General features: G+C 72.1%; 26 protein-coding genes and 1 pseudogene. 7 read left to right on the top strand and 20 right to left on the bottom strand.

The window, feature by feature from the left end:
- Positions 1-6: 6 nt before the first annotated feature.
- Positions 7-516 carry a hypothetical protein gene (locus ACFV5H_RS15765; RefSeq protein ID WP_385050671.1) on the bottom strand — a complete coding sequence of 170 codons (510 nt, stop codon included), beginning with the start codon at positions 514-516 and terminating at the stop codon, positions 7-9.
- A complete protein-coding gene (locus ACFV5H_RS15760) occupies positions 513-2,237 on the bottom strand; it encodes a PHP domain-containing protein (protein ID WP_385050669.1) in 1,725 nt (574 codons plus the stop codon). Before ACFV5H_RS15760 ends, ACFV5H_RS15765 begins: the two co-directional genes overlap by 4 nt.
- 170 nt (positions 2,238-2,407) lie before the next feature.
- On the opposite strand from ACFV5H_RS15760, the gene ACFV5H_RS15755 reads away from it, so the two are divergent.
- Positions 2,408-3,049 (top strand): TetR/AcrR family transcriptional regulator, encoded by a 642-nt coding sequence (locus tag ACFV5H_RS15755; protein ID WP_385050735.1) that lies wholly within the window; start codon positions 2,408-2,410, stop codon positions 3,047-3,049.
- Here the strand turns inward: ACFV5H_RS15755 and ACFV5H_RS15750 are convergent.
- The 10 genes from ACFV5H_RS15750 to ACFV5H_RS15705 all read right to left on the bottom strand — a co-directional run bounded on the left by ACFV5H_RS15750 (position 3,039) and on the right by ACFV5H_RS15705 (position 12,141).
- Positions 3,039-3,797, bottom strand: coding sequence for an isocitrate lyase/phosphoenolpyruvate mutase family protein (locus ACFV5H_RS15750; RefSeq protein ID WP_385050667.1), 759 nt, complete (start codon positions 3,795-3,797; stop codon positions 3,039-3,041). The two genes, ACFV5H_RS15755 and ACFV5H_RS15750, sit on opposite strands and share 11 nt — an antisense overlap.
- A complete protein-coding gene (locus ACFV5H_RS15745; RefSeq protein ID WP_385050666.1) occupies positions 3,794-4,255 on the bottom strand; it encodes a hypothetical protein in 462 nt (153 codons plus the stop codon). The genes ACFV5H_RS15750 and ACFV5H_RS15745 overlap by 4 nt, the downstream gene beginning before the upstream one ends.
- A 106-nt stretch (positions 4,256-4,361) precedes the next feature.
- The gene (locus ACFV5H_RS15740) at positions 4,362-5,432 is read right to left on the bottom strand and encodes a rhamnogalacturonan acetylesterase (RefSeq protein WP_385195184.1); all 1,071 of its coding nucleotides are present in this window, start codon (positions 5,430-5,432) and stop codon (positions 4,362-4,364) included.
- A complete protein-coding gene (locus ACFV5H_RS15735; protein WP_385195181.1) occupies positions 5,429-6,841 on the bottom strand; it encodes an RICIN domain-containing protein in 1,413 nt (470 codons plus the stop codon). Before ACFV5H_RS15735 ends, ACFV5H_RS15740 begins: the two co-directional genes overlap by 4 nt.
- Position 6,842: 1 nt before the next feature.
- Positions 6,843-7,928 carry a family 43 glycosylhydrolase gene (locus tag ACFV5H_RS15730; RefSeq protein ID WP_385050660.1) on the bottom strand — a complete coding sequence of 362 codons (1,086 nt, stop codon included), beginning with the start codon at positions 7,926-7,928 and terminating at the stop codon, positions 6,843-6,845.
- Positions 7,929-8,209: 281 nt separating this feature from the next.
- A complete protein-coding gene (locus ACFV5H_RS15725) occupies positions 8,210-9,052 on the bottom strand; it encodes a class II glutamine amidotransferase (protein ID WP_385050658.1) in 843 nt (280 codons plus the stop codon).
- A gap of 18 nt (positions 9,053-9,070) precedes the next feature.
- Positions 9,071-10,393: a diacylglycerol/lipid kinase family protein gene (locus ACFV5H_RS15720; RefSeq protein ID WP_385195178.1), complete on the bottom strand. Its 1,323-nt coding sequence runs from the start codon at positions 10,391-10,393 to the stop codon at positions 9,071-9,073.
- A 10-nt stretch (positions 10,394-10,403) separates the two neighbouring features.
- On the bottom strand, positions 10,404-10,853 hold the full coding sequence (locus ACFV5H_RS15715) for a hypothetical protein (protein ID WP_385050655.1): 450 nt from the start codon (positions 10,851-10,853) through the stop codon (positions 10,404-10,406).
- 28 nt (positions 10,854-10,881) lie between these two features.
- The gene (locus ACFV5H_RS15710) at positions 10,882-11,352 is read right to left on the bottom strand and encodes an SHOCT domain-containing protein (protein ID WP_385195176.1); all 471 of its coding nucleotides are present in this window, start codon (positions 11,350-11,352) and stop codon (positions 10,882-10,884) included.
- A 123-nt stretch (positions 11,353-11,475) separates the two neighbouring features.
- Positions 11,476-12,141, bottom strand: a complete 666-nt coding sequence (locus ACFV5H_RS15705) for an HdeD family acid-resistance protein (RefSeq protein ID WP_385050651.1) — start codon at positions 12,139-12,141, stop codon at positions 11,476-11,478.
- A gap of 202 nt (positions 12,142-12,343) precedes the next feature.
- Here ACFV5H_RS15705 and ACFV5H_RS15700 point away from each other — a divergent pair, with 202 nt between their 5' ends.
- Entirely contained in the window at positions 12,344-13,747 is a 1,404-nt protein-coding gene (locus ACFV5H_RS15700) for a DUF2252 domain-containing protein (protein WP_385195173.1), read from the top strand.
- 16 nt (positions 13,748-13,763) lie between these two features.
- On the opposite strand, the gene ACFV5H_RS15695 is transcribed toward ACFV5H_RS15700, so the two are convergent.
- The 4 genes from ACFV5H_RS15695 to ACFV5H_RS15680 form a co-directional block, all read right to left on the bottom strand.
- Positions 13,764-13,961, bottom strand: coding sequence for a hypothetical protein (locus ACFV5H_RS15695; protein WP_085575256.1), 198 nt, complete (start codon positions 13,959-13,961; stop codon positions 13,764-13,766).
- Between the two features lie 109 nt (positions 13,962-14,070).
- Positions 14,071-14,571, bottom strand: coding sequence for a hypothetical protein (locus ACFV5H_RS15690; protein WP_385195170.1), 501 nt, complete (start codon positions 14,569-14,571; stop codon positions 14,071-14,073).
- Positions 14,571-16,190 (bottom strand): MFS transporter, encoded by a 1,620-nt coding sequence (locus ACFV5H_RS15685; protein ID WP_385195167.1) that lies wholly within the window; start codon positions 16,188-16,190, stop codon positions 14,571-14,573. The genes ACFV5H_RS15690 and ACFV5H_RS15685 overlap by 1 nt, the downstream gene beginning before the upstream one ends.
- 13 nt (positions 16,191-16,203) lie before the next feature.
- Positions 16,204-18,867: a LuxR C-terminal-related transcriptional regulator gene (locus ACFV5H_RS15680; protein ID WP_385050643.1), complete on the bottom strand. Its 2,664-nt coding sequence runs from the start codon at positions 18,865-18,867 to the stop codon at positions 16,204-16,206.
- Positions 18,868-19,117: 250 nt separating this feature from the next.
- On the opposite strand from ACFV5H_RS15680, the gene ACFV5H_RS15675 reads away from it, so the two are divergent.
- Both ACFV5H_RS15675 and mmuM read left to right on the top strand, forming a co-directional pair.
- Positions 19,118-20,008 carry a septum formation family protein gene (locus tag ACFV5H_RS15675; RefSeq protein WP_385050641.1) on the top strand — a complete coding sequence of 297 codons (891 nt, stop codon included), beginning with the start codon at positions 19,118-19,120 and terminating at the stop codon, positions 20,006-20,008.
- Between the two features lie 137 nt (positions 20,009-20,145).
- Positions 20,146-21,057, top strand: coding sequence for a homocysteine S-methyltransferase (gene mmuM, locus ACFV5H_RS15670; RefSeq protein ID WP_385195165.1), 912 nt, complete (start codon positions 20,146-20,148; stop codon positions 21,055-21,057).
- On the opposite strand, the gene ACFV5H_RS15665 is transcribed toward mmuM, so the two are convergent.
- On the bottom strand, positions 20,942-21,487 hold the full coding sequence (locus ACFV5H_RS15665; RefSeq protein ID WP_385195162.1) for an ATP-binding protein: 546 nt from the start codon (positions 21,485-21,487) through the stop codon (positions 20,942-20,944). The genes mmuM and ACFV5H_RS15665 overlap by 116 nt on opposite strands.
- Positions 21,488-21,569: 82 nt before the next feature.
- On the opposite strand from ACFV5H_RS15665, the gene ACFV5H_RS15660 reads away from it, so the two are divergent.
- Both ACFV5H_RS15660 and ACFV5H_RS15655 read left to right on the top strand, forming a co-directional pair.
- Positions 21,570-22,388 (top strand): helix-turn-helix domain-containing protein, encoded by an 819-nt coding sequence (locus ACFV5H_RS15660; protein ID WP_385195159.1) that lies wholly within the window; start codon positions 21,570-21,572, stop codon positions 22,386-22,388.
- Entirely contained in the window at positions 22,385-22,582 is a 198-nt protein-coding gene (locus ACFV5H_RS15655; protein ID WP_385195156.1) for a DUF397 domain-containing protein, read from the top strand. Before ACFV5H_RS15660 ends, ACFV5H_RS15655 begins: the two co-directional genes overlap by 4 nt.
- A gap of 87 nt (positions 22,583-22,669) precedes the next feature.
- Here ACFV5H_RS15655 and ACFV5H_RS15650 read toward each other — a convergent pair whose 3' ends face one another.
- From ACFV5H_RS15650 to ACFV5H_RS15640, 3 genes are all read right to left on the bottom strand, one after another.
- Entirely contained in the window at positions 22,670-23,191 is a 522-nt protein-coding gene (locus ACFV5H_RS15650) for a hypothetical protein (protein ID WP_385195374.1), read from the bottom strand.
- Between the two features lie 77 nt (positions 23,192-23,268).
- Entirely contained in the window at positions 23,269-23,841 is a 573-nt protein-coding gene (locus tag ACFV5H_RS15645; RefSeq protein WP_385195372.1) for an SMI1/KNR4 family protein, read from the bottom strand.
- A 32-nt stretch (positions 23,842-23,873) separates the two neighbouring features.
- The gene (locus tag ACFV5H_RS15640) at positions 23,874-24,047 is read right to left on the bottom strand and encodes a hypothetical protein (RefSeq protein WP_385195153.1); all 174 of its coding nucleotides are present in this window, start codon (positions 24,045-24,047) and stop codon (positions 23,874-23,876) included.
- Positions 24,048-24,444: 397 nt separating this feature from the next.
- On the opposite strand from ACFV5H_RS15640, the pseudogene ACFV5H_RS15635 reads away from it, so the two are divergent.
- Positions 24,445-25,554 (top strand): annotated as a pseudogene (locus ACFV5H_RS15635) (IS110 family transposase); the annotation flags it as partial.
- Positions 25,555-25,634 lie beyond the last annotated feature (80 nt).

The following is a 25,634-nucleotide window of genomic DNA, read 5'->3' as shown; positions in this document are numbered from 1 at the left end:
CGGAGCTCAGTGGTCCGCGCAGCAGGGCGTGGGGTCCGGGGCCTCGAACGGCACGAGGGTGCCGCCCGGGGCCGGGGTGGCGGCGAGGACGAGTTCGTCCCGCTGCCACTGCGGCCGCACGTGGTCGCGGGTCACCAGACGGGTCTGCGGGTCCGGGGACCCGGGCGTGCCCAGGACCGTCACGCGGGCGATCGCGGAGCCGGCGAGCAGCTCCGCGACGGTCGTCGTGCCGGTGAGCGCACAGACGCCCGGATAGAGCACCGCGCGTCCCACCTCGTCGGGCAGGCCCGGGGAGACGGCACCGTACCCCACGAGCCGCTCCCGGAGGGTGTCCGGGAGCGGCCGCGAAGGCAGGGACAGGGACACGGCGACGCGCGGACGGTCGCCGCGTACGAAGTGGGTGCAGCCGAACGTCTCCTCGGGGAGGGCGAGTTCGGCTGCCATCCGGTGCAGCAGGCGGTCGGCGTCGAGCAGGTCCCCGATGCCCGCGTCCACGGTGAGGGCGTACCGCGTCACGACGGCAGGACCCACACCGGGTTGGAGTAGAACCACAGGTCGCGCCACGGGTCGGCGTCGCCGACGACGTCGAGGGCGGGGCCCGCCGGGTCGACCTTCGCGCCCATGGCGCCGACGGCGGTCCGGTTGCCGTCGGTGCCGCGCAGCCGGACGTACACCGGGCGGTCGACGCGGCCGAGGTCGAAGGTGACGCGGACGGTGCCGGCCGACTTGTCGATCTCGTACGACCGGGCGACCTTCGCCGTGGGCGCGGTGAACGTGTCCTTGTCGGCGACCGGGCCGGTCACATCGCCCTGGACGACGTCCACGCGGGCGAGCTTCGGGGTGAAACCGGCCCAGTTGGGGCCGCCGGCGAGCGCGATGTCGGCGGTCAGCGTGACCTTGGTGCCCTTGCGGACGTGCAGGGCGCCGCCGAGGGTGGCCCAGCGGCTGCCGCCGGAGACGCGGACGTCGAGGCCGCTGATCAGTTGCCCGTGGTCGACCCAGATGCGGCCGGCGCGGATGCCGTCCATGACGGCGGCGTAGGAGAAGCCGTCTGCGCCGACGTGGGTGCGGCTGTACTGGCCGGGCCAGTAGTCGTTCTCGGTGAGGTCGATCTGTCCGGCGTAGACCGGGTCGTCGTAGCGGCCGTTGGCGTTGAAGTCGCCGCCGCCGCGGGCGCCGGTGTCGCCGTACACCTGGTGGGAGTCGGAGTTGGCGGTGATCCACCAGGGCCGGCCCTCGGCCAGGAGGCTGTCCCACAGGCCACCGACGGTGGCGGTCATCCAGTCGAAGCCGCCCCAGGTGCGGTAGCTCTCCAGCGGGTAGCCGGCGAAGGAGTTGGCGCTCGGGCCGCCGTCGTAGATGCCGCGGGCCCCGCCCGGGCCGAGCGGCGCCGGCAGACCGCCCGCCTGGTGGCCGGGGGCGCCCTCGAAGCCGACGGCGATCTGCCGGTCGCCGGTGCCGGTGGCGTCGCGCCAGGCGCGGATCTCGTGCGGGGAGTCGATGCCCTTGCGCGCCGGGTGGTTGGCGAGCATCAGGGCGTCCTTGACCTTGCGCCGTCTGACCTGCTCGGAGAGGAAGTTCAGTCCGGCGACGGCGAGCGCCTCGTTGGCCGGGGTGGAGGCGGTGGCGCCCTTGACGCCGCCGTCGTAGTCGGTCTCGAACTGCTTGAGGACGGAGACCTCGTTGCGGCCGGGGTGGACGAAGACGGTGCCGTGCTCGGCGGCCGGGATGTTCCACTCCAGGCCCTGGAAGACGAGGGTGTCCTCGTACGCGTCGCGGGCCTCGAGGATGTCCGGGTTGACCTTGTCCACGCCGATCCTGGCGTGGGTGCTGCCGCCGTGGTCGGTGATGACCAGCCAGTCCATGCCGTGCCGGGCGCCCTGGCGGACCTGGTCGGTGACGCGGTACTTGCCGTCGCTGCTGTACTGGGTGTGGATGTGGTGGTCGCCCGCCAGCCACAGGAAGCCCTTGCTCCTGCTCTTGCCGCGGCCGCTGTCACCCGCCGCGTACGCGGGCGTGGCCGCGCCGGCGCCGGCGGAGAGCACGGTGCCGGCCGCGAGGCCCGCGCCGAGCAGCCCGGCCCGGCGCAGCAGCGTACGGCGGGACTTCTGTTCGGGGTTCAGCGCCTCGTCGGGCACGGAGGTGTCGAAGGCGGCGGGCAGCGGAGCCGTCGTCTCGTGCTGGTGGTCGTGTCCGTGATGGTGGTGATGGTGCCCGTGTGTGTGCCCGTGACCCATGGAGTGCCTCCTCGATTCCGCGGCGCGACGACGCCGCGTGTGGAGGATCAAGGCAGCGCATGAACGTTGAACAACTTGCGGATGAGCGCCACATGCCCCGGACACGGCGGCTCGCGCACATCTGCTCGGTAGGCTGGGCGCTTCCTGTCGGGTTTGCTTCGGAGGCCTCCATTCCCCGCGCCGGACTCACCACCGACCGTCTCGTCGCGGCCGCCGCCGACCTCGCCGACGAGGCGGGTTACGAGAACGTCACCCTGTCCGCGCTGGCCCGGCGTTTCGGTGTGCGGGACGCGAGCCTGTACGCGCATGTGCGCGGCCTGCGGGACCTGCGCACCCGGATGGCCCTGCTGGCGGGCGGGGAGATGATCGACCGGATCGCGGCGGCGGTCGCCGGGCGGACCGGCAAGGAGGCGCTGGCCGCCTTCGCGGGCGCCTACCGGGAGTACGCCCTCACCCACCCCGGCCGTTACGCGGCCACCCAGATCCGCCTGGACCGGTCCCTGGTCTCCGACTCCCCCGCGATGCGCCGCACCGCCGAGGTCACCTACGGCCTGCTCCGCGCCTACGGCCTGGACGAACCCGACCTCACCGACGCCGTACGCCTGCTGCGCAGCACCTTCCACGGCTACTGCGCCCTGGAGTCCTCCGGCGCCTTCGGGGCGCCCCGTGACCACGAGGCATCCTGGAACAGGGCGATCGACGCCCTGCACATCACCTTGGAGAACTGGCCCCGGGAACAGGCCGGCCGACCGCCGGGAGCGCGTACGCCCCCGGGTGCGGGGACGCGTCCCGGCCTCGGCGCTACCGGCTGAGCACCCCGATCTCCTCGTACGACGGTGTCGTGCCCTCCGGGATCCGGTGGCCCGACCGGATCCCGGCCGCCGTCTCCACCGCGGCGCCGAGCGCCCGGCGGTACAGCAGCGAGCCGAGGCTGATCCGGCGGACGCCGAGGTCGGTGAGGTGGGGGACGGAGGGGCCGGTGGGCGAGTAGAGGATGTTGAGGGGGACGCCGTCCAGGCCGCGCACCAGGGCGGCGATCTCCCGGGGGCCGGTGAGGCCGGGCACGAAGACGCCGTGCGCGCCCGCTCGGACGTAGGCGTCGAGGCGGCGGGTGGTGTCCTCGCCGTCGCCGTCGCCGAGCCAGTACGTGTCGGTGCGGGCGTTCACGAAGAGGCCGGGGGCCGCCGCCCGGACGGCGGCGATCTTCGCGGCGTGCCGGTCGGCGGGCCCGAGTCCGTCCTCCAGGTTGATGCCGGCGGCGCCCAGGGCGTGCAGCTCCCGGGCGAAGCCGGCCACCTCGTCCGGGTCGTCGCTGAAGCCGCCCTCCGCGTCGACGGAGAGCAGGAACGGTCCCGGGCCGAGGGTGAGGGCGAGCCGCAGTGTCTCCTCGCGGGTGGTCGCCGCCCCGTCGGGCAGCCCCGCCGCCGCGGCGACGCCCAGGCTCGTGGTGCCGACGGCCCGGAAGCCGTGCGCGGCCAGGAGGTGGGCGGAGGCGTGGTCCCAGGCGTTGGGCAGCAGCAGGGGTCCGTCCGCGTGGTGGAGGTCGGCGAAGGCGCTCATGACAGGTCTCCGACGGCATCCGCGTAGTAGACGGACTCGGTGAGGTGGCGGGCGAGTTCGCGGAAGCTCCAGCCCTCGCCGGGCGAGTCGTCGAGCTGTTCGTCGGTGAGCGCGTCGAGGCGGTTGGCCCAGACGCGGGCGAGCCGGGTGAGGCGGCTGCGGGCCTCGTCGAGGTCCTGCGGGGTGAAGGGGGCGAGGTCGGCCTCGGTGGTGATCAGGGAGGCGTGCCAGTGGTCGGGCTGGGGCTCCTCACCGGCGAGGCGGGCCTCCATCTCCGCGAGATGGTCGACGAGGTGGTCGGCGACACGGCGGATCGCCTTGTGCGGGGTGTAGACGCGGCCGTCGGTGTGCGCGGGTTCGCCGTCCCAGCGGGTCCAGGTGGCGGCCAGGGCGAGGACGTGGTCGACCATGCCGGTGACGGCCGTGGCGGGGGTGGAGGTCTGCGTGTTCTCGTTCATGCGGCAACGCTAGAAGCGGGACGCTTCGGTGCCGGCCGAACCGTCCGGGCACGCGGGGGCGGTGGGCCTGGGGCGCCCCGGTTCCGGTCGGAGCGCCCCAGGGGTTTCATCCCACCCTGACCGCGCCCCTGGGCACCAGACGCAGGTTCAGCAGTTCCTGGCGGACCAGGTCCGCGTACACGGTGGCGCCGTGCACGGAGGTGTGCGTGTTGTCCCGTTTCTCGTTGTAGAGGTACAGCGCCTTGGAGCCCTCCACGCCGAGGGACTCCACCAGTTCCCTGGTCCGTGCGGTGAGGTCGATCAGCGGGACGTCCCGGTCGGCGGCGACGGAGCGGATGACGGCCGGGTGGTCGACGCCGAGCCCGTTGACCAGCAGGGCCGTGCCGTTGTCCAGGGTGCCGTCGGTGTTGAACCAGCGTCGCACGATCGGGGTCACGAGGACCGGCTCGCCGCCCCGCTCCCGCACGCCCGCCACCAGGGACTCGAGGCCTGCCCGGTAGGTCGCCTCGTCGGTGGTCTTGTCGTTGTGGGCGAGCTGGATCAGGACGAGGTCGCCGCGCCGGATCAGTGGCCGGACGGTGTCCCAGAGGAGCGGGTTCCCGAGATAGCTGACCGTACTCTCCCCGGAATCCGCGTAGTTGGCCACGGACAGCCCCTTGCGCAGGTACTGGGGCAGTTGCTGGCCCCAGCCGGAGTACGGGTCACCGGGCTGGTCGCAGACCGTGGAGTCGCCGACCAGGAGGATCTGCCGGGCGTGCCGGGCCGGGGTGACCCGGATGCCGGCGAGCGCGGGCGCGGTTCCGCCGACGGTGAGGTCGAGTCCGGGTGTGCCCTCGGCACCGAGTGGCTCGCCCTCGGGTGTGCGGACGTTCACGGTGAAGCTCCGCACGACACGTTCCCCGGCCGGTGCGGCGGTCTCCGGGAGCAGGGCACGCCGGGTCTCGCCGCCGAGGGCGGTGCTGGACGCCCGGTCGCCGCCGAGGGTGACCCGCACGTCGTAGGTGCCGGGCGGCAGGTCGAAGTGGCAGGCGGTGGCCGTGCAGTTCTCGATGCCGGGAGCGGGCGGACGCTCCTCGTGCTGCCGGGTCTGTGCCTGGGCCGGTGCGGCCGACAGGCCGATGCCCAGTGCCACGGCCGCCGTCACGGCGGCCCGGACGGGTGTGCGGCCCGTTCTCATGTCCCGCGTGTCCACTGCTGGTTGGTCCCTCCGTTGCAGGTGTATGTGATGATCGCGGCGGAGTTGACGGTGGACGCGCCGTTCACGTCCAGGCACTCGCCGGTGGCGCGGGACCTGATGGTGACGTAGGAGCCCGTGGTGGTGACCGACCACTGCTGGCCGGCCGCGGAGGCGTCGCAGTTCTCCTGCGAGACGGTGCTCGCGTTCTCCCGCACGCACAGGCTGCTGCCCCGGACCACCAGTTGGTGGTAGCCGCCGCCGACGGACTTGAACCAGTACTTCTGGTTGCTGCCGCCGTTGCAGTCGTACTGCTTGATCTGGGCGCCCTGCCACAGCGACTGGCCGGTCACGTCGGCGCACCTGCCGCTGTGCCGGGCGATCAGCGTGTTGTACGTGGCGGCGGCGCCGTCGACCGTCCCGGCGGCCGTGTCGACGGTGACCTCGGGCGACCAGGACAGGGACATCGACGTGGACGAGGGGAAGGTCAGCGGCAGCCACACGTACCGGGAGTCGTTGACGGTCCCGCCGAAGGAGTTGCCCCAGCGGTCGCCCAGGTACAGGTACGAGGTGCCGGAGGAGCCCTGCACCGGCAGGACGTACGCGGTCTGCGAGCCGTAGGCGGTCAGGTCGCCGACGTCGCGCATCGCCGACCAGGGGCCGGAGAGGCTGGTGGCGGTGGCGTACTGCTGCTGGTTGGGGTTCCAGCCGGTGGCGCCCGAAGTCAGCATGAAGTAGACGCCGCCCCGCTTGAACAGGGCGGGGGCCTCGCGGTGGCCGCCGGGCCAGGGGTTGGCGACCAGGCTCGCGATGCCGGTGTAGTCGGTGGTGAGCCGGTAGATGTGCAGGTCGTAGTTCTCGCGGGCGGCGGAGACCATGTAGCCGGCGCCGTCGGTGTCCGTGAAGACGGTGATGTCACGGGACATGTGCCGGTCCAGCGGCCGGAAGCTGCCCCGCCAGGTGTAGTCGCCGTCCACGGTGTCGGAGACGGCGACGGCGGCGCGGGCCTCGCTGTAGTCGCTGCCGTTCTCCTTGTGCATCCACATCACGAACTGGCCGGTGGCCGCGTTGTACATGACCTTGGGCCGCTCGATGTTGGCGGTGGCGAGTTCGGCGTGGCTGTCCTCGGTGAGGACGTGGTTGCGGAACTCCCAGTTCTTCAGGTCGGTGGAGCGGTAGGCGTCCACGTAGCGGAAGGTGTTGTCGGCGTTGCGGTGCTCGCCGAACCAGTAGTAGTACGCGCCGACCTTGAGGACGCCACCGCCGTGGGCGTGTACGGGGCTGCCCGGACCGTCGGTGAACTGCGTGCCGTTGGCGATGGTCTGCGGGGCGGCCTGCGCGGGCCCGGCGGTGGCCAGAGCGCCGGCGAGTGCGAGACAGAGGGCGAGCAGTACGGCGTACGCACGTCTCATGTCACGCCCCCTCGGTGTCGGCCACGGGGACGCCGAAGTCGGGGGTGCCGTCCGGCTTCCAGCCGAGCTTCTGGATGCGGGTGTGCCGGTTGGGGTCGTGCAGCGGGTCGCCGGTGATCTCCTTGTACTGGCGGGCGTGGTAGACGAGCACGTCGGTACGGCCGTCCTCGGCGACGGTGAAGCAGTTGTGGCCGGGACCGTACTGCCCGGTCGTGTCGTTGCTGGTGAAGACGGGGACGGGTGACTTGGCCCAGCTCGCCGGGTCCATGAGGTCGCTGTCCTCGTCGGCGGTCAGCAGCCCCACGCAGTAGTGGTGGTCGGTGGCACTGGCCGAGTACGTCATGAACAGCCGGCCGTTGCGGTGCAACACGTAGGGGCCCTCGTTGACCGCGAAGCCGATGCGCTCCCAGTCGTACTCGGGTGTGGAGAGCCGCACCTGGGGTCCGGTCAGGGTCCAGGGGTCGGCCATCTCGGAGAGCCAGACGGCGGTGTTGTTGTCCAGGCCGGGTTCGTGCTGGGCCCAGGCGAGGTAGCGGGTGCCGCGGTGGGCGAAGGTGGTGGCGTCCAGGGAGAAGGTCTCCCACGCGGTCTTGATCTGCCCCTTCTCGGTCCAGGTGCCCTTGAAGGGGTCGGGGTGGGCGTTCTCCAGCACCCAGATGCGGATGGCCCACACGTCCTCGGCGGGCGCGGCGGCGAAGTAGACGTACCACTTGCCGGCGACGCGGTGCATCTCCGGCGCCCAGATGTGGGCGCCCATGTCCCCGGTGGGGTGCGCCCGCCAGATCACCGACTCGGCGGCGCGGCCCAGCCCGCCCAGGGTGCGGGAGCGGCGCAGGACGATCCGGTCGTACTCGGGGGCGGTGGCGGTGAAGTAGTAGAAGCCGTCGGTGTGCCGGGTGATGTGCGGGTCGGCGCGTTGGGGGACGAGCGGGTTCACGTACGGGGCTGCCTTCGGGTGTGCGGCGGCGCCGGCCACGGCGGGTGTCGCGGCGGCCAGGGCGCCCGCGGCGAGGGCGCCCTTCAGCAGGAGTCTGCGGGCGGGGGGCGGGGACGGGTCGGGCAGGCGGTCGTCGGCGGCGCGGCTCATGCGGTCTGCCTCTCGTGGGGAAGATGACATGCACTCGCTCTTTCGATATGTCGAACGTCATCTGAGATGACGAACGTCGAAAAGGTAAGGGTGTGTCACGGAGAGGTCAACGGGTCCGGCGGGACGTGACAGTCAGGGTTGTACGGGCATGACGGTCCAGCCGGTGGCGGCCAGGCCCGGGCCGGTACCGGCGGGATGAATGCGGGACACCCGGTTTCCCCTCGTGTCCCGGAAGCCGTGTCCGCCGGGGCGGCGACGGCCGGGCACCCGTACCGCAGGCTTCAGAACCCCCGGGCCACGGCGGGCGTGAAGGTCCCCATCCGGTCTCCCTCCGGCTGGACGACGCCGTACGTCCCCTCCGGGACCTCGTTCCAGGCGCCGGGCAGGTCGCCCAGGGGTTCGGAGACGATGAGGCGGGCGTCGTCGGACATCTCGCGCAGGAAGGCCAGGTCCGGGTGGAGGGAGCGCAGGGTGTCCACGCGGGTGCTGTAGAAGAGCGAGCGCGACTCCTTCTGGCTGGAGTAGCGGAACGCCCACAGGCGCACGCCGTCGGTCACCGCGACCGTCATCTGCAGCGGGAACTCCACGCCGTGCTCGTGGCCGACGCGTTCCACCAGGCCGGCCATCCGGGCGACGGCACCGGGCGGGTCCTCCTCCAGGCCGAGGGTCAGCGAGAGGTAGAACATCATCTCCGAGTCCGTGGACCCCTCGACGTACGGGAACAGGTCCGGCTCGACGGCCAGCGCGAGGTCGCGTCTGAGCAGGTGGAACTCGGCGATCGCCCCGTTGTGCATCCACATCCAGCGGCCGTGCCGGAACGGATGGCAGTTGGTCTGCTGCACCGCCGTTCCGGTCGAGGCCCGGATGTGGGCGAAGAAGAGCGGGGAGACGACGTGCCCGGCGATCTCCCGCAGGTTGCGGTCGCTCCAGGCCGGTCCGATGTCCCGGACGACCGCGGGGCTGTCCTTGTCCGGCACGTACCAGCCCACGCCGAACCCGTCACCGTTGGTCGTCTCGACGCCCATCTTGGCGTGCAGGCTCTGGTCGATCAGTGAGTGGACCGGCTTGTAGAGGATGCTGTCGAGCAGGATGGGAGTGCCCCAATAGGCGAGCCAACGGCACATCGTCCACCGCCTTCCCGGTCAACGGCCACGACCGTCGTTCCACGGACCGTCGTCGGGCCGGCCCAGCGCGAGCCTCGTCACCCGCAGCCAGTCGGGTGCCCCGTTCCCCGGCCGCGTACCCACCGCACCCCGCGGGACGCGCACCCGCAGCGCTCCGGGCACGATCCGGCACACCACGGGAACCGGCAGCAGCACGTGCTCCCCGTCCACGCCGGCCGGGACGGTCGGGGTGTCCGCCTCCACGACGACCTCGTCGGCGGTGAGCCGCAGCAGGCCGGCCGCGCGGGGGCCGCGCGCCATCCCGGCGGCCCGCACCGCGCTCTCGACCCGCACTCCCAGCACCCCGAGCCGTCCGGAGTCCAGCCGCTCCCGGCGCCCCGGCCGGGAGGCGTCGACCGCCCGCAGATACGGGTTGTTGCTGACGAGCAGTGCCTGCAGCCCGTCCGCCCGCGTCCCGTCGGCCCGCATCCGCAGCCGGGGTGCCGACGGGCCGGACAGCAGACCGGGCAGCATCCGGAGCGTGGTCTGCCGCTTCTCCTCCCGGTACGCGGGATCGCCCACGACCGCCGCGTACGTGCCGAAGGAGGCGTTGTTGACGAAGACCCGGCCGGCGGCGAAACCGAGGTCGACCCTGAGTTCGACGCCGTCCGTCAGGGCGTCGAGGGCCTTCGCCGGGTCGTCCCGGTCGAGACGGAGGTCGAGCGCGAAGTGGTTGCGGGTGCCGGCCGGGATCACCAGGAACGGCAGGTCGTGGCGGGCGGCCACCTCCGCCACCAGCGCCTGGGTGCCGTCCCCTCCGGCCACCGCCAGCAGATCGGCTCCGTCGCGTACGGCGTCCTCGGCGAGCGCGGCCACGTCCTGGTGCCCGGCGCCGAGGAGCACCACCCGGACACCCGCCGCACGCGCCCGGTCCGCCAGCCGGAAGCGGTCCACCTTGCCGCCGCCGGAGCGCGGGTTCATCAGGGCCCAGGGACGGCGCGGCGGCGGGGCGGGCACCGGCTCGGCGGTCTCGGGCGCCACCGCGTTCCGCGCCGCGCCCACGGCCAGCGCCCACAGCGCCAGGGACACCGCGGCCGGCGCCAGCATCCCGCCCGCGGCGTACAGGGCGAGGACCGTCAGCGGTGCCGTCACGCACAGCACCGCGCCGACGATCCGCACCACCCCGAAGTGGGCGAGCGTCCACCACAGTCCCACGGCCGCCAGGGCCAGTCCGGCGAGACCGAGCAGCACCCAGAGCACGCCGCGCAGGCCGACGGCCACGAGCGGGACCAGGACGCCGGCCGCGAGGGCGAGGAGCGCCAGTCGCGCCCACCCGGTACCCCGGCGGCCGGCGGTCCGCACGGAACCCGGCTCAGCGGTCCGCGCCGGCGTGCGCACGCGACACGCACAGCGCCCAGATGATGAACCCGGAGAAGGCGATCATCACGACGGACCAGACCGGGTAGTAGGGCAGGGACAGGAAGTTGGCGATGATGAGGAGACCGGCGATCACCACGCCGGCGACGCGGGCCCACATGGCCCCCCGGACCAGGCCGAGGCTGACGAGCACCCCGATGGCGCCGAGCACCAGGTGGGTCCAGCCCCACGCGCTGAGGTCGAACTGGAAGACGTAGTCCTGCGTGGTGACGAACACGTCGTCCTCGGCGATGCCCATGATGCCCCGGAGGATGTCGAGCACCGACACGATCATGAGGGAGACGGCGGCGAAGACCGTCAGGCCTTCGGCCCACTGCCGCTTGGCCGACGGCGCGTGCGCGCCGGTGGCGCCACGTGCGCCGTGCGTCGGGTGTGTCGCTGTCATTCCGATGCCTCGATTCGGTGTCGTGCGGTCAGCGCCCGGCGGGCGAAGCGAACCGGCCCGCGTGTTCCGCCGGGCCGTGGCCGCTCAGGACCAGTTCCTTCGCCCTGCGGAACTCGTCGTCCGAGATGTCGCCGCGGGCCTTGATCTCGGACAGCCGGGCGAGTTCGTCGACGCTGCTGGTGCGGCCGCCGGCGCCCTTGGCGGTCTCGCGGACGTAGCTGTCGAAGGCGTCCTGCTGTGCGCGCGCCTGGGCGACCTCGCGGCGCCCCATGTTCTTGCCGCGGGCGATCACGTAGACGAAGACGCCCAGGAAGGGCAGGACGACCGTGAACACCAGCCAGCCGGCCTTGGCCCAGCCGCTCAGGTCGTCGTCGCGGAAGATGTCCATGACGACCCGGAAAAGCAGGACGAACCACATGATCCACAGGAAGAAGACCAGCATGGTCCAGAAGGCGCTCAGCAGCGGATAGTCGTACGCGAGGTACGTCGCACCACTCATCTCGGTCCTCCGTTCCGGGCCGCCCGTGCCCGACATGCCGTTGTGTGCCGACTTCAGCGTGTCCGCGACGAAGGACCGTCCGCCTCACCCGGGACGGGTGAAACGCCGCCCCGGCCGGGCGTCTCAGCCGGTCCCCGCGGTACGGCGGGGCGCCCCCGTGATGCCCGACCTGCGCAGCGCGGCCCGCCAGGCCAGGGCGACGGCGGCCTCTACCAGGCCGAGGAGGACGAGCCACAGGCCGAGGAGCCGGGTCAGCGCCCGGGCCGATTCCGCGGGGAGGGCCAGGACGACGATCCCCGCGACGACGGCGAGCAGCGCCGCACCGAGGACGACACCGCGGTGCGGCAGGTCCCGTGAGGCGATCGCCGTGAAGAGGGTGAGCATCCCCGACACCAGCCAGACCACTCCGACGATCAGGGAGAGGGCGGCGATGGTCTGCAGCGGGTTGCGCAGACAGAGCACTCCGGCCAGGACGTACAGCACCGCCAGCAGGAGTTCGGGCAGCCGTGCGCCCTGCTCCTCCCGGCCGAGGACGCCGACGAACCGGAACACCCCGGCCACCAGCAGGTACAGGCCGATGAGCACCGCGAGGACGTGCAGTGTGGTGTCCGGCCACACCAGCACGATGACGCCCGGCACGAGGGTGGCGACCGCGGAGGCGAGGATCCACTGCCACGAGCGCCCGAGTGCCCCCAGGATCTCGGCGGGGCCGTCCGGCAGGCCGGGGGCCGCGCCGTCGGGCGTGTGCGTCCGTCCGGGGCCGGGTGCCGGACCGGGTGTCGCGTTCATGGCTCCTCCTCCCGCGAAGCGCGCTCGGACCGCGGCGCGAGCGCAGGACCAGCCTTCCGCCCGGCCGCCGCCGACGGGTCACCCACGGCGGGTGATCCGGTCGGGGCGCGGGCACGGTGGGATGGCGGCGAACAGTCGTCGTCCGGCGGCCAGTCGTCGTCCGGCGGGCAGTCGTCGTCCACGGTGCAGGCGGGAGACAGCGATGGCCGTACCGAGTCCGTTCAGCGCCCCCCTCTCCCCGGCCGAGCGGGCCGCGTACGGGAAGGAGGCGCGCGGCCGTGCGCCGCGCTCGTCCCACGGCCGGTTCGAGGCGGCCGGGGACCGGCCCGACCCCGTCGACGTGATCGAGCGGCAGTCGGCGACCCGGCTGCCCGAGCTGGTACCGATCCGCCACGGCCGCATGCTCGAATCCCCCTTCCGGTTCTACCGGGGTGCGGCGGCGATCATGGCGGCGGACCTCGGGCCGGCCCCGGACACCGGTCTGACCGTGCAGCTGTGCGGCGACGCCCACCTGCTCAACTTTCGTCTGCTGGCCTCCCCGGAGCGCCATCTCGTCTTCGACATCAACGACTTCGACGAGACGCACACCGGTCCCTTCGAGTGGGACGTCAAGCGGCTGGCGGCGAGCTTCGCCATCGCCGGCCGGGCGAACGGCTTCCCGGTCGAGAAGCAGAACGGCGCGGTGCGCGCCTGCGTGGAGGCGTACCGCCTGCGCATGCGGGAGTTCGCCGGGATGCGCACCCTGGACGTCTGGTACGCGCAGGACGACGCCGACCGGCTGCGGGAGCTCATGGCCTCGTCGATGAGCCGTGAGGCCCGGCGCCGTACCGCCGGGGCGACGGAACGCGCCCGGACCCGCACGCATCTCCAGGCCTTCGCGAAGCTCACCCGCCTGTCGGCGGACGGACGGCGCATCACCCCGGACCCGCCGCTGATCACGCCGCTGCGCGACCTGATGGACGACCCCTCCACCGAGGAGGAGGCCCTGCGCGGGGTCCTGGACGGCTACGCGCGCTCGCTGTCGTCGGAGCGCCGGCATCTGCTGGGGCGCTACCACCTGGCCGACGTGGCCCGGAAGGTGGTGGGCGTCGGCAGTGTCGGCACCCGCTGCTGGATCGTGCTCCTGCTCGGCCGGGACGACGACGACCCCCTGCTGCTGCAGGCCAAGGAGGCGCAGGAGTCGGTGCTCGCGCCGCACACGGACGGCGAGCGGTACGACAACCAGGGCCGCCGGGTCGTGGCGGGTCAGCGGCTGATCCAGACGACCAGCGACATCCTGCTCGGCTGGACGCACGCCGTGGGCCTCGACGGACGCCCCCGGGACTTCTACGTACGGCAGCTGCGCGACTGGAAGGGCATCGCCCGCCCGGAGACCATGGACCCGGGACTGCTGCGGCTGTTCGCGCGGCTGTGCGGGGCGAGCCTGGCGCGGGCCCACGCCCGGTCCGGCGATCCGGTCGCCATCGCCGCCTACCTGGGGCGCGGCGACCGCTTCGACCGGGCGCTCGCCGGGTTCGCGCAGGTCTACGCCGACCGGAACCAGCGGGACTTCGAGGCGCTGGGCGAGGCCGTGCGGTCCGGCAGGGTGCGCGCCGGGAGCCCGTGACCCGCCGGCCGGGGCGCTACTCCGGCACCTGGCGCATCTCCAGGACGCGCAGGCCCAGCGACTGGCAGCGGGCCAGTAGTCCGTACAGGTGTGCTTCGTCGACGACGTGCCCGAACAGCAGGGTCTGGCCGGACATCGTCACGTGGTCGAGTTCCGGAAAAACCTTGATCAGCGGTTCCGAGAGATGTCCGTCGACACGGATCTCGTAGCGCATGAGCCGCTCCCCGGGTGGCCTGGGACAGGCGGGCCGTGCCCGTACCCTGCGATCCTCCCCCGCCGGGCGGCGGCCCGGCTCACCCCGTACAGGTGAGAGGCCGTCCGGCTCAGTGCTTCAGCCAGAGCTTGCACGAGAGGATCACCAGGCCGAGCACGAGGTTCACCGCCGCCGACAGGGCCATCAGGCGCCGGCCGGCACCGGCCCTGCGGGCCGCCGCCACCGACCAGCCCACCTGCCCCGCCACGGCGACGGACAGCGCGAACCACTGGGTGCCCTGCACACCGAGGCCGAGCACGGGGCTGACGGCCACGGCGGCCGCCGGCGGCACGGCGGCCTTGACGATCGTCCACTCCTCGCGGCACGCCCGCAGTACGACGTGCCGGTCCGGGCGGTGCTGCGCCAGCCGCGCCCCGAACAGCTGCGCGTGCACGTGCGCGATCCAGAACACCCCGCCGGTGAGCAGCAGGAGCAGCACCATCTCCAGCCGCGGGAACGAGCCGAGCGTGCCGGCCCCGACGATCACCGAGGCCGCGAGCATGGATCCGTAGACGCCGCCCGTGTAGTCGGCGTGCGCCCTGCGCCCGGTGGCGTGCCCGGTGCCGGACATCACGGCCTCCTCCGGCCGGCCCCGTCCCGCCCGCCGGTCCTGGCGTGCCCGGGCGGCGGGCCCGGAAGCCGGGGTGTGACCAGGAAGCTCGCGAGGGTGATGCCGCCGGTGGCGAGGATCGCCGCTCTCAGGCCGTCGAGCTGCGCGGACGCGTAGGAGTCCGTCACGGCGTCCACCTCGGACGGCGGAAGCCCGGCGCGGGTGGCCGCCGCGCGCACCTGGTCGGTGGGCACGAAGGTGACCCCGGCCTCCAGGGCGACACCGACCTGCTGCCGGGCCTCCTGAGACAGCCGGGGATCGTCCTCCACGTGCGCGGTGAAGGCGTGTGCCAGGGAGCCGATGAGCAGGGAGCCGATGAGCGCGGTGCCCAGGGCCGAGCCCAGGTTCTGCGCGGTGTACTGGAGCCCGCCGGCCTCACTGCGTTCGTCCTCGCCCGCGCCGGACTGGACGACGTTGCCGAGCTGGGAGGCGAACAGGCCCATGCCCACGCCGAGCAGGGCCATCGCCCCGGCGAAGTTCGCGTCGTCGATGACCGGCTCGATGGTGGCCAGCAGCCACAGGACGGCCGCCGCGACGGTGACCAGGGCCAGCCGGACGACCCGTCGGGGCCCGGCCGTGCGCCCCAGCCGGGCCGCGCCCAGCGAGGTCACCAGCATCGTCGCGGACACCGGCAGCAGCCTGAGCCCCGTCTCGAAGGCGTCGAAGCCCTGCACGACCTGGAGGTACAGCGGGATGGTGAAGAACAGTCCCAGCAGGATCAGGTTCTGGCTCACCAGCGACATCAGGCCGGAGCCCAGGGCGGGCCGGCGCAGCAGGGACAGGTGCACGAGCGGCTCGTCGCCGTGCTCGTCCCGGCGCCGTTCCCACCGGTGGAAGGCCGCGAGGACGGCCACCCCGGCGCCGATCACGAACAGCGTCGGCGCGAACCCGAGGACGGTGAAGGGCGGGTTGCGCGGCTGGACCCAGCCCCAACTGCCGCTCTGCAGCACACCGAGCACCCCGAGGGCCAGGCCCGCCGCGGAGAGGACGGCGCCGACGCCGTCCAGCCGGGGCCGCGCCCCGGTCCTCGGTGCCTCGGTGATCGCGCGGCGCAGGAGGAGGACGGCCAGGACGACCACGACCTCGCCCGCGAAGACCAGCCGCCACGTGAGGTACGTCGTCACCCAGCCGCCCAGCAGGGGGCCGACGGCGATCCCGGCACCGGCGAGTCCGCCGACGACGCCGTACGCGACGGCCCGGTCGCGGCCCCGGTAGGACTCGGCGACGAGGGCCGCCATGGCGGGCAGCACCAGCGCGGCGCCGAGGCCCTCGATCACCGACCAGCCGAGGACCAGCACCCACAGGGTGGGCGCCACGGCGGTCAGGGCCGAGCCCGTGGCGTAGACGACGAGGCCGCCGAGGAAGACGCGCCGCCGTCCGAGGATGTCCCCCAGCCGCCCCCCGATGATCATGAAGGCCGCCATGACCAGCGCGTACAGGGTGATGACGGCCTGGATGGCGGTGACCTCGGTGTCGAAGTCGTCGACCAGCCGGCTGATGGAGACGTTCATGACCGACGTGTCGAGGACCATCAGGAACTGCGCGGTCCCCAGGACGATCAGCGGCCGCCAGTGGGCCATGGCTTCTCCCTCGTCACAGCAGGTCCAGCTCGCGGGCGCGGCGTACCGCCTCGTTGCGGCGGTTGACGGACAGCTTCCGGTAGACGCTCTTGAGGTGGGTCTTGACCGTGTTCACGGACACGTACAGGTCGGCGGCGATCTCCTCGGTGGACATCATCAGGGCCAGGCGCCGCAGCACGTCGCACTCGCGTCCGCTCAGCTCCTCGACGACGGGGGGCGGCTCCTGCCCGCGCGGGGACGCGCCGTTGCCGGGCACGGGCCGGCCGGTCACCGGCCGGGGCGGCCGGCCCGCGCCCAGGTAGCGCCGGATCCACGGCCCGGCCTCGGTGAAGGGCCGCCTCAGCCGCTCCCGGCGCGCCTCCGCCAGCGCCCGCGCCACGAGCACGCGCGCGGCCACCGCGTCCCCCTCCTCGTCCGCGGCCTGCGCCCGCACCAGCACGGCCCGGACGGTCACGGCAGGACCGGCGCGCCCCTCCGGGCGCGCCCGGTCGAGCAGTCGTACGGCCTCGGCGGCCCCGCCGGTGGCGAGCCGGACCCGCGCGGCCCCCACCGCGCAGGCCGGCTGTTCGTCGGGCACCTCCCGCAGCAGCCCGGCGGCCGTCTCCGGACGTCCCTCGGCGAGGTGGGCGTCGGCCGCGACGAGCGCCGTCTGCCCGCGCGCCCACGGCGAGACGGCGTCGGCGGGCACCTCCGGTCCCACCGCCTCCAGCGCGGCCCCCGGATCGCCGCGCGCCAGATGCAGGCGCGCGGCCGTCAGGGCGCGTCCGGCCTCCAGTACGGGGTCCCGCATCGCGGGGTGCGCCTCGGCCGACGTGTCGAGCAGGGCCTGGGCCTGCTCCAGCTCGTCGCGGTCCACGGCGACGGCGGCCAGGACGAGCCGTTCGACACCGGAGCCGGACGGCCGGGGCAGCCCGAACCTCTCCGTCTCGGCGAGGGCCTCGCGGGCCCTGCGTTCGGCCCTGCCGAGCCAGCCGTCCAGATAGTCGATCAGGGCGAGCCGGCCGAGCGAGTCCTCGCGCGGGAGGGCCGTGGCCGCTCCCGGGGCGGAGTTCGCCACGGTGGACAGGGCGGCCCGCGCCTCCTCGAAGCGCCCGGCCCACAGCCGTGCGGAGCCGAGGTGGTCCAGCAGCAGCGCGGTGAGTTCGGGATGCCGGTCCAGCAGTTCGGCGGGGACCGCCTCCCGCAGCCTCCCGGCCGCCCGCGCCGCGTCCTCCGCCCGCTCCGGCGCGCCGGCCAGCCGGGCGGCCAGCGCCTCCAGCAGGGCGCAGCTCAGCCGGGCCGCCGCCTCGTCCGCCGTGCCGTCGTACTCCGCCAGCTCGTGCCGTGCGCGGTGCAGATGGGTCAGCCCGCCGTCGATCTCGCACCGGGCCAGCCGGCCGGCCGCCCGCACCAGCTCCGGGGCCGCTCCCGTGCCCTCCCGCCCCATACGGGAGAACAGCCCGGCCACCGCGTCGGAGCGCGGCCCGGTGAAGAACTGGCCGATGGCGAGATCGTCGACCAGGGCGTTCGCGGTGAACTCCCAGTCGTCGGCGGCGGCCCCGTGCCCGAGCGCCTCCGGAAGGCGCCCGGACCGCCGCAGCCACTCGGCGGCCCGCCGGTGCAGCTCGGGTTCCAGTCCGGGCAGACGCGTCCGCAGATGGGCGCGGAGGATCTCGGCGAACAGGGGGTGGAGCCGGTACAGACCGTGCCCGAGGTGCTCGACGAAGGCGTTGTCCCGGCTCAGCCGGGCCAGGATGGCCTCGGCGTCGTCACGCCCCGTGACCGCGTTCGCCAGGCCGGGACAGAACCGGTCGAGCACGCTCACCCGCAGCAGCAGGTCCTGGGTCTCGGCGTTCTGCCGCTTGAGCACCTCCGCCAGCAGGAAGTCGGCGATCGTGCTGCGGTCCGCCTCGAACTCCTTGAGGTACACCTCCGGATCCGGGCTCTCCCCCGCCGCCAGCGCGCACAGCCGCAGCCCGGCGGCCCACCCCCGGGTGCGCTCCACCAGGGCGGACACCGCGGCCGGGGGCAGCCGCAGCCCGTGCAGCTCCAGCAGCTCGGCGGCCTCGTCCGGGGTGAGGGCCAGCTCGGCGCCCCTGATCTCCGTCAGCTCGCCCGCGGCCCGGTAGCGGTGCAGGGGCAGCAGCGGCTCGGTACGGGTGACGAGGACCAGCCGCAGCCCCGGCCCGGCGTGACGCAGCACGAACTCCAGCTGCTCGGCGATCTCCGGGGAGGTGACCCGGTCGAACTCGTCGAGCACCAGCACCACGGGCCGTTCCCGGGCGCTCAGCTCGGCGGCGAGCCGGGCTCCCAGGGTGGGGCTCACACGGTTCGCGTCCGCCGGGAACCCGACGCCGGCGGGCGGCGGGACACCGACGGCGTGCAGCGCGCGCAGCAGGTACGCCCAGAACATCCCGGGCCCGGTCCCGGCCGCCTCGGTGGTGAACCAGGCGACGGGCAGCCCGTCCAGACGCTCCGCCCAGTCCGCGACGAGCAGGGTCTTCCCCGCGCCCGCCGCGCCGTTGACCATGGTCAGCGGAGTCTCCAGCCCCTGGTCGAGACGCCTGGTCAGCCGCTCCCGCCGCAGGTACGTCACCGGTCTCGCCGGCACGGCGAACCTGGTCCGCAGGAAGGGATCCCCGTGCGGGTCGGCGAGGGGTTCCACGGCGGACGAATCGTCCCCTTCAAGCCCGGTCATGGCGCTCACCGCCCCTGTTCGGCTGTGGCTTCCTCTCAGCATCCCAGCACCGGGGGCGGAGAGCGCGCTGTGACCGCTGCCTCGGTGACCGTGCCGGTTCCCACCTGCGAGCGGCCCGGATACAACCGTTACGGCCCCTCGCTGGTCGTAGACGTCACAACGGGGTGAGGGCCTCCGCGCGACCGGGCCACAGGAATGGCATACGATGCGCGCGACCCTCATAAAGATCACATAAGAGGATGCACACGCCATGGCAATCCGTGCCCCCCATCGTTCCCTTCGCGGCATATCCGCCGTCGTCGCCCTGCTCGCGATCGGCGCGGTGGGATGCTCGGAGGTCTCCGACGCCGTCGACAGCGCCAAGGACGGCGCGAAGAAGGTCGCCCGCCAGCGCTCGGTGTTCTCGCTGGACACCGGTGACTGCTACAACCCGAACGGCAAGGCCGAGGGGGAGGCGTACTCCGTCGAGATCGTCCCCTGCGACGAGGCGCACGAGGGCCAGGTCATCGGCGAGTTCGCGATCCAGAAGAAGGGCGCGGAGTACCCCGGCGACGACGAGATCTCGGCGATCGCGGACGAGCGCTGCCCGGTCGAGGCACAGAAGTACGTCCCGGACACCTGGGCGCTCCCCAAGGGTGCCGCCCTCTTCTACTACACCCCGACCCAGGAGAGCTGGGCGACCGGCGACCGCTCGGTGAGCTGCACCTACACCGCGGAGGGTGACAAGCTCAACGGCTCGCTGGACACCACGAAGTCCCTCGAGCCCGAGCAGACCACGTACCTCACGGGTTCGAACGCGGTCTACAACGCACTGTGGGCGAACCAGCCCGAGCAGGACACCGTCGAGGCCGACCTGGCCGGCTACAAGGCACAGGCCAAGGCCGTCGCCGCCGCCCTCGACGGACACCTCAAGGGCCTGGACGGCATCGAGGGCACCGAGGTCGGCAAGCTCCGCGCGACGCTGACGAAGGCGGCCGGGAACTGGAAGAAGGCCGCGAACGCCGCCGACGCCGACGCGTTCTACGTCGCCTACGACCCGGCGTTCACCGACATCGACCCGAACAAGTCGGTCGCCGCCCGCAAGGAACTGGGCCTGGCCACCACCGTCCCGGCCGACGAGGCCGAGGTCTGGGCGGGCTGACACGCCGCCGGGTCGGCGGGGCCGGGTCCGTCGAGGACCGGCCCCGCTTTCCAGCGGGCACCGGACTCCACATCGTCCACGTCGAGGACAGGCGAGGCTCGGCGGACCCGGTGCGAGCGCCCTCTAGCCTCGTCGGTATGAGCACCCATCCCGCCCTCGCAGAGGCACTCGCGGACGGCACGGTCGTACTCGACGGCGGCATGTCCAACCAGCTCGCGGCGGCCGGACACGACCTGAGCGACGAGCTGTGGTCGGCCCGGCTGCTCGCCGAGGACCCCGAAGCGGTGACGGCGGCCCACCTCGCGTACTTCGAGGCGGGCGCGGATGTGGCGATCACGGCGAGCTACCAGGCGACGTTCGAGGGGTTCGCGCGGCGCGGGATCGAGCGGGAGGAGGCGGGCCGGCTGCTGGCCCTGGGCGTGGAGTGCGCCCGTACGGCGGCCCGGCGGGCCCGGGCGTCCCGCCCCCTCTGGGTCGCGGCCTCGGTCGGCCCGTACGGCGCGATGCTCGCGGACGGCTCGGAGTACCGGGGCCGGTACGGGCTGAGCGTGGCGGAACTGGAGCGATTCCACCGCCCGCGCATGGAGGTCCTGGCGGGGGCCGCCCCGGACATCCTCGCCCTGGAGACGGTCCCCGACACGGACGAGGCCCGGGCCCTGCTGCGCGCGCTGCGCGGCCTGGGTGTACCGGCCTGGCTGTCGTACTCGGCGTCCGGCGACCGCACCCGCGCCGGCCAGCCGCTGGAAGAAGCCTTCGCACTGGCGGCGCGGGCGGACGAGGTGATCGCGGTCGGCGTGAACTGCTGCACCCCGGAGGACGCGGACCGCGCGGTGACCCTCGCGACCCGGGCCACCGGCAAACCGGTCGTGGTCTACCCCAACAGCGGCGAGACGTGGGACGCCGGGGCGCGGGCGTGGACCGGGCGGTCGACGTTCAGTGCCGGGCGGGTGAAGGGCTGGCGTGACTCGGGGGCCCGGCTGATCGGAGGGTGCTGCCGGGTGGGACCGGAGACGATCGCGTCGGTGGCGTCGGCGCTGCGGGCCCCGTAGCGAACTCGCACCACACGACTTTGCCGGGGTCCCGCTCCCCCACGCCCCACTTGTCCGCCAGCCCGGCCACGAGCAGCAGCCCGCGCCCACTCTCGTCGGGCTCGTCCTGCGGCACGGCGGGTACGCCACCCCCACTGTCGTGCACCTCGACGCGCACGCCGTCGGCATACGGCAGGAGACGCAGGAGGAATCCACGGCCGGGCGGCACGCCGTGCAGCAGCGCATTGGTCGCCAATTCACTGACGCACAGCAGCACATCGTCCGTGCGTCCGCGCACACCCCAGTCCTCCAGCGCCCGGCGCGCGAACACCCGTGCACCGGGCACGGAACGACGCTCACGACCGAAGAAACGCTCACGGGGGGAGGGGGCTGAGGTCGGGGGTGAAGTTTCCTGATTCACGGGACGAGAGTGACGCTCCGTACCCACCATGGAACAGTCCGCGCACCCGTACGGCTCGACCGTACGCGTACGCGACGGTGAACGTACGCGCACGGGTGGGGAGTTCGACCTCATGAGCACCACGACACGGCGGAACGCCTCCGCGATGAAGATGGTGGGCGCGCTGCTCGCCCTGTACCGCCAGGCCGCCGGTCACACACAGAGGTCGCTGGGCGAACGGTTCGTCATCAGTGAACAGCAGATCGCGTCGATCGAACAGGGCAGACGCCCGTTGAAGCCGGACCTCGCCGAGCAGCTCGACGAACTCCTCTGCACCAAGGGTGCGTTGTCGGTCGCGCTGAGCCGGATGCCGGAGGTGGATCTGATTCCGCTGTGGGCGGAGGAGTTCCTGGACAGGGAGCGGGAGGCCATCGCGATCTCGTCGTACGAGAACCAGGTGCTGCCCGGATTGCTTCAGACGGAGGCGTACGCGAGGGCAGTGTTCCGAAGTCGTGTACCGGTGTACGACGGGGACACGATCGCCCGGCTGACGGCAGCACGCATCCAGCGCCAGAAGATCTTGCACGACAAAGAAGCGCCCATCACCTGTTTCGTGGTCTGGGAGCCGGTGGTACGGGCACCCATCGGCGGTAACGAAGTCTGGGCCGAGCAGCTCCAGCACCTACGCGAGTGCTCCGAGCTACCGGGCCTCATGCTCCAGGTGTTGCCTCTGAGCCGAGCCAGTCACGCAGGGCTCAACGGCCCATTCGTGCTGCTGGAGACCCCCGAACATCAACGGCTCGCCTACACGGAGAACCAACGCGGCAGCCAACTGATCGCCGACCCCGATGAGGTGGCGATCCTCACGCAGAAGTGTGCGATGCTGCGGTCACAGGCCCTCACGCCCGAGGACACGAGGGATTTACTGGACCGTCTCCTGGGAGAGCAATGAGCAGCACCGCACTTCGGTGGTTCAAGTCGAGCTACAGCGGCGACGAAGGCGGCAACTGCCTCGAAGTCGCCACTCGCCCCACCGCCATCCACATCCGCGACTCCAAGACCCCGGACGCCCCCCACCTCACCGTCACCCCGAGGGTCTGGGCGGCCTTCCTGCCCGTACCGTCGGAGCGCGCGGCGTCGGCATGACTGTTTGGAGCGTTTCTCCACCAACACGGCCACGAACAAGGGCCGAAACCTGGAGAAACGCTCCAATCGCCACCGCCGACACAGGGCTCAGATCAAGGGCGACCCTTCAACGCTCTCCCACTCAAACCCCACCTGTGGCCATCCACGGGGGAACTCCCGCCTGGTGAGGGCCCGCAGGAAGTCAACGACTCCGCCCGGGAAGATCTGCACCTCCGGGCATTGCCGGAACGCGACGGCTACAGTCCACTCAGGCTCGTCGGCCGACGGTGGAACAAGCAGACAGAAGTCGCCATTGAAGTTGTGATAGGCCCACGGCAGAAACCTGCCGAGTCCGGAGCTCTCGCTGGGCGCCTTGTCGAATACGCCTTCCACATGTGCGAGGAAGATCTGGCGCTCCTCCTGCATGACCTTGAGTAGAGGTTCGCTCCCCTCGGGATGCGCGATGCAGAGATGCCTGAAGACCACGGCGTCCCCGTACCCGTCGACGAACTGCTTGTAGTCACGAGGAAGCTCAAGCCCGGCCCACTCCTCGATCTCGCGCCAGGACTCAGCCTTCGCCGGCCGGAATCTCTCCGCCGGACCAAACGCTTCGTTCATCACAGCCACCATCTCGGCCACGTCCCATACTCCGTTGCGAGGGAGGACCGTACAGCCGGGGACCGACAGCCCCCTGGTCTTGACCTACGTCACACGTCACGTGAGGGCCCGTACCGCACCTCCGGCCTCTCCTCCGGAGTCATGGGGAGATCCCGAAGTGCCACGGGACCGGGATAGTAGGCAGCACCGCCCGGCCCTGTGACCTCCTCACCGTTGAGCCAGCGCCACAGCCACTCGGCGAACCCCATGGAGTACTCGAAGAACTCGCCCTCCCCGTTCTCGACGAACAGGGTTCCCGCCCCCTGCCCGCCCTTGGGCGCATAGAAGATCGTCTCTCCTCGATTGGTGGAGGCGATCGGAATCAATCCGTCCGCATCACCGAAGCGCAACTCGGACACTCCAAGAGACTCGCGGGGGTCCCCTTCGGGTTCGTCCTCGTCCCATTCGACCTGAGACCAAGCCTCCGACGTGCTGCAGATCTTCTCCGCGAGGTTCCATCGCCTCGTCGCCGGGTGCATCAGATGCAGGTGCCCGTTGATCTCCACGGGCGCATAGCCGTCGACGATCTCCTTGTACTCCGTCGGGAGGGCCACCCCGAGGTCGCGCTCCAACCGACTCCAGGCCACCTCATTGCGGTAGCGCATGGGCGGCTCGCCCAGCACCGTCAAGAGGCGTGCCGTATAACCAGTCATGTTCACAGTTCCACGGAGCCGAGGGACTCGAACGAGGGGTCGCCCTCGATCACGGGCAGGAACAGTTCACCGTTCAACGCCTGTCGGAGGAATTCCGTGAACTGCATGTCCAGCACGAACCACTGGCCCATCTCCACCACGACCCGCCACTCCGGCACACCGTCCGACGGGGGCATGAGGAACACATGATTGCCTGAGATCGATCGCGCAACGGCGACACATCCCCCGGGCGCGGGATGAACCGGATACGGATACGTCTCCGGGTGAATCCTGGAAAGTTCACCGTAGGCCAGTGCAGCCTGCCCCCACAGGGATTCGAGCCGCAGGCCGTCGCCCCCCCATTACCTTCTTGGTGGCCCCGCAATGGGGCGCCTGGCCTTCGGAGTTGGCATGACTTTCTCCCCCTGTCGAACGTATGGCCTGGGGGGTGGTGTCACCGGCTCCGGAGGCATCGACAGACCGCTGATTAGGGGCATGACCACCGGCCTTTCCGCAGGTCGGGAGGCTCTTCGTAATGTGGATGTGGCGATCGGTGCCGTGGGACGGCCGGGCGGGGACAACCGGAGGAAGCACGTGATCGACGTCAGCGACATCGCCGTCTTCCTCGGCCTGGACGTCGGCAAGGGCGAACACCACGCCACCGCCGTCACCCCGGCCGGGAAGAAAGCCTTCGACAAACGGCTGCCCAACAGCGAACCGAAGCTCCGCGAGGTCTTCGGAAAACTGCAGGCCAAGCACGGGAACGTGCTCGTCGTGGTCGACCAGCCGGCCTCGATCGGCGCCCTGCCGCTGGCAGTCGCGAGGGACATGGGCTGCCCGGTCGCCTATCTGCCCGGACTCACGATGCGGCGCATCGCCGATCTCTATCCCGGTGAGGCCAAGACCGATGCTCGCGACGCGTTCGTCATCGCCGACGCAGCCCGCGTCATGCCGCACACCCTCCGCTCGGTCGATCTCGAGGACGAGACCATCGCCGAGCTGGAGATGATCGTCGGCTTCGACGACGACCTGGCCGGGGAGGCCACCCGCATCAGCAACCGCCTGCGCGGCCTGCTGACGCAGATCCATCCGTCGCTGGAACGCGTCCTGGGTCCGCGAGTGCAGCATCCGGCCGTGCTCAAGCTCCTCGAGCAGTTCGGCTCGCCCGCCCAGATCCGCAAGGCCGGACGGCGCCGGCTCGTGACGCTGATACGTCCGAAGGCACCGCGGATGGCCGAACGGCTGGTCGAGGACATCTTCACCGCACTGGACGAGCAGACCGTCGTCGTCCCGGGCACGGACGCGGCCGCCCTGATCGTTCCCAGCCTCGCCGGATCGCTCCAAGCAGTGCTTGACCAGCGCAAGCTCCTCGCCACGAGGATCGAGGAACTGCTGGAGTCCCACCCTCTTTCCAAGGTCCTGACGTCCATGCCGGGGATCGGCGTCAGGACCGGAGCACGCATCCTCATCGACGTCGGCGACGGATCCAGCTTCCCGTCCGCCGCCCACCTCGCTGCCTATGCCGGCCTCGCCCCGGCGACCCGCAACTCGGGCACCTCGATCCGCGGCGAACAACCCTCCAGACGCGGAAACAAGCAGCTCAAACGGGCCTTCTTCCTCTCCGCGTTCGCGGCCCTGGCCGACCCGGTCTCCCGGGCCTACTACGACAAGAAGATCAGCCAGGGCAAACACCGCCGAGTAGCCGAGGGGGATCTCACCCCTCGGCTCTCACAGATCCGTGCGTAACAGTCTCCCGTTACACGGCTCTTGCCGTTCTGATCACC

Source organism: Streptomyces sp. NPDC059787 (assembly GCF_042732315.1).
Lineage (GTDB): Bacteria > Actinomycetota > Actinomycetes > Streptomycetales > Streptomycetaceae > Streptomyces > Streptomyces atrovirens.
Note: the sequence above shows the minus strand (reverse complement) of the source record. Positions and strands in the feature narration are given on the sequence as shown.

Coding starts and splice junctions, on each gene's coding strand:
- ACFV5H_RS15760 (WP_385050669.1), bottom strand. CDS start 2,237: ATGGGTCACGGGCACACACACGGGCACCATCACCACCATCACGGACAC.
- ACFV5H_RS15750 (WP_385050667.1), bottom strand. CDS start 3,797: ATGAGCGCCTTCGCCGACCTCCACCACGCGGACGGACCCCTGCTGCTG.
- ACFV5H_RS15745 (WP_385050666.1), bottom strand. CDS start 4,255: ATGAACGAGAACACGCAGACCTCCACCCCCGCCACGGCCGTCACCGGC.
- ACFV5H_RS15740 (WP_385195184.1), bottom strand. CDS start 5,432: ATGAGAACGGGCCGCACACCCGTCCGGGCCGCCGTGACGGCGGCCGTG.
- ACFV5H_RS15735 (WP_385195181.1), bottom strand. CDS start 6,841: ATGAGACGTGCGTACGCCGTACTGCTCGCCCTCTGTCTCGCACTCGCC.
- ACFV5H_RS15730 (WP_385050660.1), bottom strand. CDS start 7,928: ATGAGCCGCGCCGCCGACGACCGCCTGCCCGACCCGTCCCCGCCCCCC.
- ACFV5H_RS15725 (WP_385050658.1), bottom strand. CDS start 9,052: ATGTGCCGTTGGCTCGCCTATTGGGGCACTCCCATCCTGCTCGACAGC.
- ACFV5H_RS15715 (WP_385050655.1), bottom strand. CDS start 10,853: ATGACAGCGACACACCCGACGCACGGCGCACGTGGCGCCACCGGCGCG.
- ACFV5H_RS15710 (WP_385195176.1), bottom strand. CDS start 11,352: ATGAGTGGTGCGACGTACCTCGCGTACGACTATCCGCTGCTGAGCGCC.
- ACFV5H_RS15705 (WP_385050651.1), bottom strand. CDS start 12,141: ATGAACGCGACACCCGGTCCGGCACCCGGCCCCGGACGGACGCACACG.
- ACFV5H_RS15700 (WP_385195173.1), top strand. CDS start 12,344: ATGGCCGTACCGAGTCCGTTCAGCGCCCCCCTCTCCCCGGCCGAGCGG.
- ACFV5H_RS15695 (WP_085575256.1), bottom strand. CDS start 13,961: ATGCGCTACGAGATCCGTGTCGACGGACATCTCTCGGAACCGCTGATC.
- ACFV5H_RS15690 (WP_385195170.1), bottom strand. CDS start 14,571: ATGTCCGGCACCGGGCACGCCACCGGGCGCAGGGCGCACGCCGACTAC.
- ACFV5H_RS15685 (WP_385195167.1), bottom strand. CDS start 16,190: ATGGCCCACTGGCGGCCGCTGATCGTCCTGGGGACCGCGCAGTTCCTG.
- ACFV5H_RS15680 (WP_385050643.1), bottom strand. CDS start 18,867: ATGACCGGGCTTGAAGGGGACGATTCGTCCGCCGTGGAACCCCTCGCC.
- ACFV5H_RS15675 (WP_385050641.1), top strand. CDS start 19,118: ATGGCAATCCGTGCCCCCCATCGTTCCCTTCGCGGCATATCCGCCGTC.
- mmuM (WP_385195165.1), top strand. CDS start 20,146: ATGAGCACCCATCCCGCCCTCGCAGAGGCACTCGCGGACGGCACGGTC.
- ACFV5H_RS15665 (WP_385195162.1), bottom strand. CDS start 21,487: ATGGTGGGTACGGAGCGTCACTCTCGTCCCGTGAATCAGGAAACTTCA.
- ACFV5H_RS15660 (WP_385195159.1), top strand. CDS start 21,570: ATGAGCACCACGACACGGCGGAACGCCTCCGCGATGAAGATGGTGGGC.
- ACFV5H_RS15655 (WP_385195156.1), top strand. CDS start 22,385: ATGAGCAGCACCGCACTTCGGTGGTTCAAGTCGAGCTACAGCGGCGAC.
- ACFV5H_RS15650 (WP_385195374.1), bottom strand. CDS start 23,191: ATGGTGGCTGTGATGAACGAAGCGTTTGGTCCGGCGGAGAGATTCCGG.
- ACFV5H_RS15640 (WP_385195153.1), bottom strand. CDS start 24,047: ATGCCCCCGTCGGACGGTGTGCCGGAGTGGCGGGTCGTGGTGGAGATG.